This window comes from Gluconobacter sp. Gdi (assembly GCF_014132155.1).
Lineage (GTDB): Bacteria > Pseudomonadota > Alphaproteobacteria > Acetobacterales > Acetobacteraceae > Gluconobacter.
This window is the reverse complement of sequence record NZ_BLJQ01000095.1, coordinates 1-247: the sequence shown is the minus strand read 5'-3', so window position 1 is coordinate 247 and position 247 is coordinate 1. Positions and strand designations below refer to the sequence as shown.

The 247-nt window shown below is 60.7% G+C and carries 1 pseudogene; it reads right to left on the bottom strand.

Going from position 1 to position 247, the window contains the following annotated elements:
* Positions 1-201: pseudogene (locus JN414_RS16635) on the bottom strand (hypothetical protein); the annotation flags it as partial.
* Positions 202-247: the final 46 nt, after the last annotated feature.

Genomic DNA, 247 nt, shown 5'->3' with positions numbered 1-247 from the left:
GACAAAGGGCGGATACGGAACATGATCCTCCCGCACATACCCCAGATCCGAGTACCGCAGCGTGCTGACGGTTTCGAGCGCCTGTGTCAGACGGGACTGTGTCCCGTGTGGCAGAGTGCCGTGACCATCCGCGATATCGGACGCCACGCCGCTGATCGGATCGATGATGTCGAGTTCGACCGTGCGGAATGGCGTCGTCATTCAGGCTGCCTTCTGGGTGGTGGACTTCAGGTTGGTGAGCTTCAGC